The following is a 10346-nucleotide window of genomic DNA, read 5'->3' on the forward strand; positions in this document are numbered from 1 at the left end:
GTGGGGCTTTTATCCGCTCTTCGCCCTCTCCGGATTAGGCCGGTTGCTGGCGATGGGCTTTTATGCTCGAACTGTCCTGCGCGCGCTGTCGCCCTCTTCTTATGGATCCTGAGATCCAGCTTCGAACCGGGGGTTGGGGGGACGGATCCGCCGTCCGCCTCTCCTTTCCCCCCTGCCCTCCTCCCCATGCCGATCCGGGGTGTGGGGAGGGGGGAAAGCCAAGCTGGGGTTTGGGGTTGCAACAGAGCCCTGTCGATATAATAAAGCTGGGATTCGATAGCTCTCTGCGAGCTCCGTTCGGGAGAGGTTGGCGATGAAGGAACCGCTTTGGGTGCCCTCAGAGGAGCGGAAGCGCCAGGCGAACATGACCCGCTTCATCGAGTATGTGAACGCCCGGCACAACCGGAACTTCCAGACCTACTGGGATCTCTACCAGTGGTCCGTCGAGAACATCCCCGATTTCTGGGCGACGGTGTGGGATTTTGTCGGGATCATCGCCTCCCGACCCTATGCGCAGGTGGTGGACGATCTGACGCGGTTTCCAGGCGCGCGATGGTTCATCGGGGCGGAGCTGAACTTCGCGGAGAACCTCCTGCGCCATCGTGACGATCGCTTGGCCTTTGTGTTCCGGAACGAGCAGGGGCAGCGGCAGACGATGACCTACGCGGAGCTCTACGACACGGTGGCGCGCCTGGCCGCCTCCATGCGCCGCATCGGCGTGAGGCCCGGGGATCGGGTGGTGGCCTATATGCCGAACCGGATCGAGACCGCCGTCGCCATGCTGGCTGCCACGAGCCTGGGCGCGGTATGGGCTTCTGTGGGCCTCGATCTCTCCGCCCCAGCCGCCCTGGATCGCCTGGGCCAGCTGGGGCCGAAGGTCCTCTTCACGGCGGATGGGTATTTCTACAAGGGCAAGCGCTTCCTCACCCTGGAGAACGCGGCGGAGGTGGCAAAGAACATCCCGTCTTTAGAGAAGGTGGTGGTGGTTCCTTACGTGACCGAAGCGCCGGACATCTCCGCCATCCCCCATGCGGTCCGCTGGGAGGAATTCCTAACGCGGGAGCGCGGCTTATCGATCTCGTTTGAGCAGCTCCCCTTCGAGCACCCGGTTTACATCATGTTCTCCTCGGGGACCACGGGCAAGCCCAAGTGCATGGTGCAGAGCGCGGGAGGGGTGCTGATCAGCCAGCTTCGGGAGCTGATCCTGCACACCGACCTGAAGCGAGAGGATGTGATCACCTACATCACTTCCCCCAGCTGGATGATGTGGAACTGGCTGCTCAGCTCCCTGGCGGTGGGCGCTACGATTGTTCTCTACGATGGGAATCCCAACCACCCGGATCCCTATGCGATGTGGCGGATCGTGGAGGAGGAGCGGATCACGATCTTCGGTTGTAGCGCCAGCTACATCAACGCGTTACGCAACCAGGGGATCTCACCCGGGAAAGCCTGCGATCTCTCTTCCTTGCGGGAGATCTCCCAGACGGGCTCTCCCCTTTCGGCGGAGGGGTTCGAATATGTGTATCGGGAGATCAAGGGCGACCTGCACTTCAACTCGATCTCGGGGGGGACAGACATCAACGGCTGTTTCGCCGCGGGCAGTCCGATCCTCCCGGTCTACGCCGGGGAGGTGCAGGCGCCGGCTCTGGGGATGAAAATCAAGGCTTACGATGAAAACGGAGATCCGATTTACGATCAGCCCGGGGAGCTGGTATGTGAGGCACCCTCCCCATCCATGCCGCTCTACTTCTGGAATGATCCGGATGGCCGGAAGTATCGGGAGGCGTATTTTGAGTTCTACCCGAACCGGAACGTCTGGCGCCATGGGGATTACATCATTATGCACAGCGACACGGGGGGCATCACCTTCCTGGGCCGCTCCGATGCGGTGCTGAAGCCCTCGGGCGTGCGCATCGGCACGGCGGAGATTTATCGTCCTCTGGAGTCCCTGCCCGAAATCGCTGACGCCCTGGCGGTGGGACAAAACTGGAAGGGGGATCAACGGATCGTCCTTTTTGTCAAACTGGCCCCCGGATACGCCCTGACGGAGGAGCTGAAAGAGAAGATCCGCCGGACGCTGCGAGAGCAGGCCTCGCCCCGCCATGTGCCAGCGATCATCCTGGAGGCGCCGGACATCCCATATACCCTCAACCTGAAGAAGGTGGAGACCGCTGTTGCCAATATCCTCAACGGGCGGCCGGTGGTGAATCGGGACGCGCTGATGAACCCTGAGTCCCTGGATTTCTACCAGCGCATCGCGTCGATGTTACAGCGAATGGAGGATTGAATCCGTATTAGGGGTAGGCGGGGCCGTTGGAGGCGGCCCCGCCTAACCCTAAAATTTCAATTTATCCATCCCCCGGCCTGCAAGGCCGTGGGGAGGGCTGTGTTTCAGATGTTGGAGAAAGGCCGTCGTAACGATCGTGGGTCTTGATACAGGGTTCTTTGTCCCGCTGCTTAGAGGCCTTCCAGAGTGAAAGGGGCTCTGGCGCGACTGGATTGAGGATCGCGCATATGGGATTGTATCGTGCTTGACGCTTTCCGAAGGCAACTTGGGTGGCGACTCCGATAGAGACGCCTTCTTGAGGGGAGCAGGTAAAGCCTCTCCCTGAGACCCAGAGGGCCTCTCCCCTACCCTATCCCTCCCGCAGCCCGGTGAGGGCGATGCCGCGGGTGAAGTAACCCTGGAACAGGAAAAAGAGCAACAGGATGGGAACGCTGTTGAACATGGAGCCGGCCAGGACCACCGAGTAAACCGTGTAGTATTCCCCCTTAAACCAGCTCAGGCCCAGCGGGAGGGTGAAGTTCTCCGGAGAGTTCAACACGATCAGGGGCCACATGAAGGCATTCCATTCCCCCTGGAAGGTGAAGAGGGCCAGGGTGAGCAGGGCTGGCCGGCTGATGGGCAGGACGATGCGGAAGAAGATGGTGAACCATCCGGCCCCATCGATCATCGCCGCCTCCTCCAGCTCCCGGGGCAGGTTCTTGTAGAACTGGGTCATCATGAACACCCCGAAGGCCCCGGCGATCCCCGGCACGATCAGCGCCGCCAGGCTATCCAGCAACCCCATCTGCCGGATGATCAGGAAACTTGGGATCAGCGTAACCTGGCCGGGGATCATCATCGTGACCAGCATGGCCCAGAAGAGCAGATCCCGCCCCGGGAAGCGCAGCCGGGCGAAGGCGTAGCCTCCCATGGCGCAGAAGAGGGTGCGGACCACCGCCAGCAGCCCGGCTACGAAGGCGCTGTTGAGCAGCCAGCGAGGGAAGAGATGCCGGAACTCCGTGACCACCTTCAAGTAGTTGTCCAGGGTGAAGGGGATCGGCAGGAAGAACGGCGGCTCATACAGATGCGTCAGGGGCTTGAGGGAGAAGACGACGGTCAGGAAGAAGGGCATGACGGCGATGATCGACCACCCGATCACCACCCCGTAGAAGAGCGGCTTCTTGATCCGATCCCACCATGCGAATTCATCTCGATAGCGAACGGCGGGCCTGGCGGGCGCGATCGCCTCTACAGCCATCTCACACCTCCGTCGGACGCTCGATCAGGCGGCGCTGGATCACCGTCACGATCAGGATCATCCCGGCCAGCACAAAGGCCACCGCGGAGGCCCGTCCCATGAAGGGTGTGGTGCTCTGGAAGGCCCACTTGTAGATCAGATAGGCGATGGTAGTGGTGGAATCCAGTGGTCCGCCTGCCGTCATCACGTAGATCTGATCGAACACCTGGAAGCAGCCGATCACCCCCATGGTGACCACAAAGAAGATCACCGGTCGCAACAGCGGGATCGTGATGTGGCGCAGCATCTGCCAGCGGTTGGCCCCGTCGATCATCGCCGCCTCATAGTACGTGACCGGGATATCCTGAAGGCCAGCCAGGAAAATCACCATCATAGTCCCGGTGGTGGCCCAGATGTTCACGATCATGATGGTCGGCAAAGCGAAGGTCGGGCTTGTGAGCCAGTCGATGGAAAGGCCCAGGAGCTGATTGATCACCCCGGTCTTCTTGAACAGCCAGAGGAAGATCAGGCTGATCACCACCGAGGAGGTCACAGAGGGGACATAGAACAGGGTGCGGAAGAAGCGACGGAACTTGATCTCCTGATCCATGGCGAAGGCCAGAAGCAGGCTGATCGCCGTCTGCACCGGGACCACCACGGCGACGTACTTCAGGGTGTTCGGGACGGCTTTCTGAAGGAACAGGTTATCTCGCAGCAGGTATAGATAATTCCCCAGCCCGATCCATCGGGGAGGGCTGAACAGATCGAAATAGGTGAAGGATAGATAGAAGGCATAGGCGATAGCGAAGACGCTGAAGACCAGGAAGACGAACAGGTAGGGGGAGAGCAGAATATACGCGGCGATCCATTCCCCCAGCTGACGACGCCGGATCCGAATCATCTTCCCCCCTTTGCAGGCTGATCGAGGGGCACTCCTTTCCCTTCCCTCCCTCCTCCCCGAGGCCCTCTGGGCTTCGGGGAGGAGGATAACAATTGCTCTGTTGCAAGCCTGGGATTTGGAGGGCTTTTCTTAACCCTCCTCCCGCTGCTTCGCGGCGTGGGGTGAGCGACGCCACCTTGGGCAGCCCCGCTCATCCCCAATGCCCCGGATGGAGTGTCAGAGTCCCCTGGGGACAGGTCAGGGGCCTGCCCCCAGGGGGAACGATGCGTTACTGCTGTTCTTTCAGGGCCTTTCGGACCTCCTCGGCGGCCTGTTTGAAGCTGGCTTCCACATCCTGCCCTTCGAGGTAGATCCGCTCCAGCGCCTTGGCCATCTGCTCGTTCACCACATCGCCTCGCAGGCCCCACATGAACGGCGTGCCGAACTCCGCGCCCTTGAAGATGACCAGCGATTCGGGGCGGGTCTTGAAGTATTCGCTCTCGGCGAGCTTGGCGCGGGACGGCAAGGCGAAGCCGGTGGAGAGCACGATGGCCTGGCTCTCCTCGCTGGTCAGACAGTTGATGGTCTTCCAGGCCGCCTCGGGGTTCTTGCTGTTCTTAGAGATCACATAGGCCACGGTGAAGATGAGGTTCCCCCGCCCCTTCGGCCCGCTGGGCGGGAAGGTGGCGCCCCATTTGAGGGTCGGGAACTGCTCCCGTAGGTAGGGGATCAACCACCCACCCTCGAAGACCATGGCCAGCTTCCCCTGGCCGAAGCCCGTGCCCTGCCAGTCGACCCCCACATCAGCCGGGATAGCTCCGATCTTCTCCGCCCGGAAGGAGGTGTAGAATTTCGCTGCCTCGATCACCTCCGCGCTGTCCAAAGTGGTGTCGCCGAAGTCGGGCGTCATGATGCGCCCGCCGTTCTGGAAGACGAAGATCGGGAAGCGCCCTGGATCCGCCGGGACGCCCAGGCCGTAAATCCCCTTGGCAGGATCCGAGAGCCGACGGGCGGCGTTCTTCAGGTCCTCCCAGGTCCAGTTTTCGTTCGGCTCCGGGATCCCAGCCTGGGCGAAGAGGTCCTTGTTGTAGAACAGGGCCAGGGTGTTGAAGTCCTTGGGGATGCCGTAGACCTTGCCGTCCGGCCCAGTGAAGGCATCGATCAGGGTCTTGATGAAGTCTTCTTTCTTCACCCCGGCCTGAGCCATATAGTCATCCAGAGGCACCAGGACGCCCTTGGCGGCAAAGAAGGGGAACTGGAAGATGTCCATGTAGTAGATGTCCGGCTCCTCGCCGGAGGCGACCAGCGTCTTGATCTTGGCCCAGTAGTCCCCCGTGATCGGCTCATACTTGACGACGATGTCTGGGTTCTGAAGGGAGCAACGATACAGCAGAGACTCCAGCAGGGCCGTCTCCTGGGGGTTGGCCGCCCATCCGGAGAGCCGCACCGTGATCCTGGGTTTTTCCACCTCCCTCACGACCTCCTTGGTGACTTCCACCACCTCGCGGGTGACCACGGGGGTGGGCGTGGCCGCCGGCGCGCAGGCCGTCACGGCCAGCGCGAGAACCGCGAGCAGGAGCAGGAACCTTTTCATGGCAACCTCCTTTCAGAATAAAGGAGTTTGGAACCGTCGGGCCTCGCCCGGCGCGACGGTGAATTCCCCTTCCATCCGGCCGATCCATAACCGCACCGGGATGGGCTTCGCGGTCGGGTTACGCAGCAGCACCTCCAGGCGATTCCGCTGGCGATCCCATTCCCCGGAGAGAAGCAGGCCATTGCCAAGCCAGTTCTCCCAGGTCCCGCTCTCCCAGGCGGCCGGCAGGCTTGTTCCAATGTGGATCCCATCCTCCCGAGTCTGGACCACCAGATGATGCAGCGCGGTGCACAGAGCGCCATGGGCCGTCCCGAAATACTGCATATTCCATCGCCCCTCACTGTCCACGGTCTCCGCGATCCCGCCGTGCATGGAGAAAGCGGGGCGGATCTCCTGTAGCGTCTGCCATGCTCCTTCTCCGTCGCCCTGCCATGCCTGGATGGTGGCCAGCGCCGCAGCGGCCCAGGGAAATCCCCACTCGCTGTTCCCATGGCCCACCATCCGTCCGGCGTAACGCTCCCGGTAGGCCCGAACGGTCTGAAGGGCCCGCGGATCTCCCGGCCGGATTACTTCCATCGGGTAGATGGGGGCCAGGCTGCTGACGTTCAGACGATCCTCCTCCTCCGAGGCCTGAAAATATCGGCCGTTGTAAAGACGGTCCAGGGCGCGGCGCAACCCGGCGGCGACCTGAGCGCTCCGCTCGACCCAGCCATCCTCCCGGCCCAGCAGGCGGGCGGCCTGGACATATCGCTCCAGCAACCGGATGGTTCCAGCAAGCGTGATCCCTTCATTGCGCACCCGCACCGGCCGCTCGTCGACTCCCACCATCGGGCGGATCTCCAAGCCGAGCGGCGTCTCCTCCACCACCGCGTGCAGGAAGAAAACGGCCAGTCCTTCCAGAAGCGGGAAAACCTGCTCCAGGATCCGGCGATCCCGGGTGAAAGCGTATTGCTGGAACAGCATATTGGCGTAGGCGGCATTGTTATGGACCTGCTCTTTCTGGTGCACCCAGACCCCATAGGCAGGCTCGCCTCGATGGGTCAGCTCCCAATCCCACTTCAATCCGGGGGCATCAAAATCCTCCCGGGCGTGGCGCTCGGCGACCTCTCGCGTGCGGAGGAAGAAGCCGACGGCCGCTTCCGCTTCGGCCCGGTGGTTCGCCTCCAGGAGCGCCCGGTGGATGAAATAGGCATCCCAGAACAGGTGAGAGGACCAGGTCAGTCGCAGGTTGCCCACCGGGAGCCCACCGGAGACAGGGTTCTGGGTGGCCTTAAACAAATAGCGGCTGGTCCGATAAACCCGATCGAACACCGGGTCCGGGATCTCAAAGCGAGAGGCCGCAAAGTAGGCTTGCCAGAACGCCCGGGTTTGAGCGTGGAGCGCTTCCGGTCCCTCGGCCATCGCCCGGGGGATGAGGTCGGGGTCCAAGGGACCGGCGTAATCATCGACGATGGCAAAGTAGTGGGTGAAGGCGGTCCCCTCCCCTTCCAGCCACCAGACCTTGCCTTCCCGGCCCCATCGCTGGGCCTCCGCCAGCGCCACTTCGATAAAGCCTTGGTAAGGGCTCAGCCGGTAGAAGGCCGCCGGACGCCCCTCCAGGAAGGTGAGCGCATCGAAGGGATCCGTTTCGTGGCCTTCCTCATGCCATACACCCGGTGCCGCCCAGACCCGCAGGCGAACCGGCCGGTCGAAGCGGTAGCGGATCACCAAGAGCGGCCGATCCGGGCACAGGAAAGTCGTCACCTCGGCTCGAGCCACTCCCCAATCCACGGTGGTGTAAACCGTTCCCTCCTCCGGGACAAAGGTCTGAGCGAACGCCTGGACCTGACCCGCCTGGCCCTCCACCTCCACCTCGTAAGCGGTGTAGCCGAGGGGGGCGAGCTCCGCCCAGGGCTTCCCGTCCTTGGGCAGCGCGGTTCCGAAGGGCGGGTGGCGGGGCGGGACCACATCGACCAGACGGTCTTCTGGATAATAGCGATCCGACTTATACCACTGACAGCGATCCAGATACGGGTGCCAGCCGTTGGGCGGTCGGTCCGGCACCATCGCCCCGGTATAGCCGATGAGCACAGCGTCGTGGCCGTTCCCCAGGAACGCGTGATAGTAATCCCGTGGCAGGCGCATTGCTCGCTCCGATTTGAATCGTTTCAGTCACCGTGAAAAATCCATCCCGATGGAACATCATTTCCAGGAATTTTAGGTTTCCCGAATTGGCGCTCAGGCGGACGCTCGACGGATCAGAATCGGTCGGATCAGGGTGGGGGGGGAGATTTCGCCGTTGACCGCGGCCAGCCAGGTGCGGATCAGCGCCTGGCCGATCTGGTCCATGGGCTGGCGTAGCGTGGTGAGAGGTGGATGGGCCTGGGCCGCCATCGGGATATCGTCGAAGCCGATCACCGCCACATCTTGGCCCGGGATCCGCCCGGCTTCGTGGAGGGCCCGCATGGCTCCCAGGGCCATCAGATCCGTGGCGGCGATCAGAGCGGTGAATGGGAGGCCTTCCGTCAGCCATGTTCGGATCGCTTGGTATCCGGCCTCCATCGTGGGACGGGCGATCCGGATCAAGGCCTCTTCGAAGGGAAGGCCGGCCTCCGCCAGGCCTTTTCGATAGCCCTCAAAGCGATGGTGGGCGAAAGTGAAAGAAAGCGGCGGGCTCAGGTAGGCGATCCGGCGATGGCCCTTCCCCACCAGGTAGGCCACGGCCTCCCGAATCCCGGCCTCCCCATCGACATCCACCCAGGGGAACTCGCCGTTCTCCTCGATCCGCCCGAAGGCGACAAAGGGGATTCCAGCCTCCAGCAGGTGCGGGATACGGGGGTCCTGACGCTGCAGATCGATGAGGAGGAAGCCGTCTACCCGTCGGCCTTTATAGAGGCGATCGATCAGACGCAGGTCGGCGGCGGGGTCCCGGCAGGTGGCGATCAGGAGATCAAGCTGATGATCGGCGCAAGCATCTCCGAGGGCGTGGATCAACTCGAGGAAGAAGGGATCGCTGAGGCGGCGCTCGCCGGTGGGGAGGATCAGGCCGACGGTATCGGAACGGCGACGTTTGAGCTGTCGGGCTCCGGCATGGGGGTGGTAGCCCAGCTCGGCGATGACCTGCAGCACCCGTTCCCGGGTCTCCGGCCGCACCGGCCCGGAGTTATTGAGGACATAGGAAACGGTGGCGGGGGAAACCCCTGCCCGCCGCGCCACATCCCGGATGGTGGCCATCCTGTCCTCCACGCTGACCACCAGGAACGCGAATCCACCGCTGGATTGAAACGTTTCAATTCCAGGATAACAGAAATGGCGGAAGCTGTCAAGGGGATATGATCCGGGGGTTCTTCATCGGCGAAGGCCGAGAGCCGTTCAGAGAAGGGGATGGACGTCGAAGCCGACCGCCCCCTTATCTTTCGGAAGCAGAACAAAGTTCCCTGGCGGGAAGGATCGCACGCTGTCCCTTCCCGGGCCTCTCACGCCACAAAGGGCTTCAGGTGCTCCTGCGCCCATGCAGTGAGCGCCGCGTCCCACCACTCGAGATAAGCCGAGAAGAGCTCCACATCCAGAGCGGCCCCGAAGGGGAAGACGGTCTGACACCAGACATCTCCATCCTCATCGAAGGAGAGCTTGGCCAGGTTATAGGTGTCGTTCAACCGGTTGGCTGCATGCAGGGCCTCCAGGCTCAGGTTCTCTGATCCCCGCCCTCCGAAAAGGACATAGATCAGGATCCGGTTGATCCGAGGCTGATGGTGGATATAACGCAGCATGATTCGATAGGTAGAGGGGCGGCGGACGATCAGGGGCTCACTCTCGCGGGCGGGGCGGTGGACGATCTCCCATCCTAGCTGTTCCAGGGCGCCCGCTAACACCTGCGTGAACGCCTGTTCATCTTCCAGGGCCTGGATTTGTGTGGATTTCCGCATCGAACCCCTTTCGCCGGACTATCGGATGGAGAGGATGACGACGGCCTCATCGCCGCCATCCCCATTATAATCCTATAACCGCCCTCTTGTGAAGAGGGATCTTTTGCTGCATCCCACACAAAAGACGGTATCAAGTAGATCCTCGCTTTCCAATTCGGGCGACTGCGCGGACGGCCTTCAGGATGTGAAGATAGCTCCCGCACCGACACAGGTTCCCTGAGAGGTATTCGCGAAGAACCTGCTCATTCGGATCCGGCTCCTTCTCCAGCATGGCGATCGCTGAGAGAATGAAACCTGGAGTGCAGTAAGCACATTGGAAAGCGAAATGCTCGATGAATGCCTGTTGCACAGGGTGGAGGGCGTCGTCTCCCGCCAGGCCTTCCACCGTCAGGATTTCCTGATGGTGGACCTGGGAGATCAGCAGCAGGCAGCTGCTGACCGGCCGGCCGTCCAGGAGCACGGTG

General features: G+C 62.2%; 8 protein-coding genes. 1 reads left to right on the forward strand and 7 read right to left on the reverse strand.

Annotated elements, in window-relative coordinates; genetic code table 11:
- Positions 1-313 precede the first annotated feature (313 nt).
- The gene (locus NZM16_RS06955; protein ID WP_295479541.1) at positions 314-2287 is read left to right on the forward strand and encodes an acetoacetate--CoA ligase; all 1974 of its coding nucleotides are present in this window, start codon (positions 314-316) and stop codon (positions 2285-2287) included.
- A gap of 349 nt (positions 2288-2636) precedes the next feature.
- Here the strand turns inward: NZM16_RS06955 and NZM16_RS06960 are convergent, their stop codons facing one another.
- The 7 genes from NZM16_RS06960 to NZM16_RS06990 form a co-directional block, all read right to left on the reverse strand.
- Positions 2637-3524, reverse strand: a complete 888-nt coding sequence (locus NZM16_RS06960; RefSeq protein ID WP_295450036.1) for a carbohydrate ABC transporter permease — start codon at positions 3522-3524, stop codon at positions 2637-2639.
- Position 3525: 1 nt separating this feature from the next.
- Entirely contained in the window at positions 3526-4404 is an 879-nt protein-coding gene (locus NZM16_RS06965; RefSeq protein WP_295450038.1) for a carbohydrate ABC transporter permease, read from the reverse strand.
- Between the two features lie 268 nt (positions 4405-4672).
- Positions 4673-5977: an ABC transporter substrate-binding protein gene (locus tag NZM16_RS06970; RefSeq protein ID WP_295450040.1), complete on the reverse strand. Its 1305-nt coding sequence runs from the start codon at positions 5975-5977 to the stop codon at positions 4673-4675.
- 12 nt (positions 5978-5989) lie between these two features.
- Positions 5990-8101: a hypothetical protein gene (locus NZM16_RS06975; RefSeq protein WP_295450043.1), complete on the reverse strand. Its 2112-nt coding sequence runs from the start codon at positions 8099-8101 to the stop codon at positions 5990-5992.
- Between the two features lie 93 nt (positions 8102-8194).
- On the reverse strand, positions 8195-9190 hold the full coding sequence (locus NZM16_RS06980; RefSeq protein WP_295479544.1) for a LacI family DNA-binding transcriptional regulator: 996 nt from the start codon (positions 9188-9190) through the stop codon (positions 8195-8197).
- A 242-nt stretch (positions 9191-9432) separates the two neighbouring features.
- Positions 9433-9882, reverse strand: coding sequence for a YbjN domain-containing protein (locus tag NZM16_RS06985; RefSeq protein ID WP_295450049.1), 450 nt, complete (start codon positions 9880-9882; stop codon positions 9433-9435).
- A gap of 130 nt (positions 9883-10012) precedes the next feature.
- Positions 10013-10346 (reverse strand): (2Fe-2S)-binding protein (locus NZM16_RS06990; protein ID WP_295479546.1); only part of this gene is annotated, 334 nt, incomplete at its 5' end.

Origin of the sequence: Thermoflexus sp., assembly GCF_025055495.1 — a bacterium.
Taxonomy (GTDB): Bacteria; Chloroflexota; Anaerolineae; order Thermoflexales; family Thermoflexaceae; genus Thermoflexus.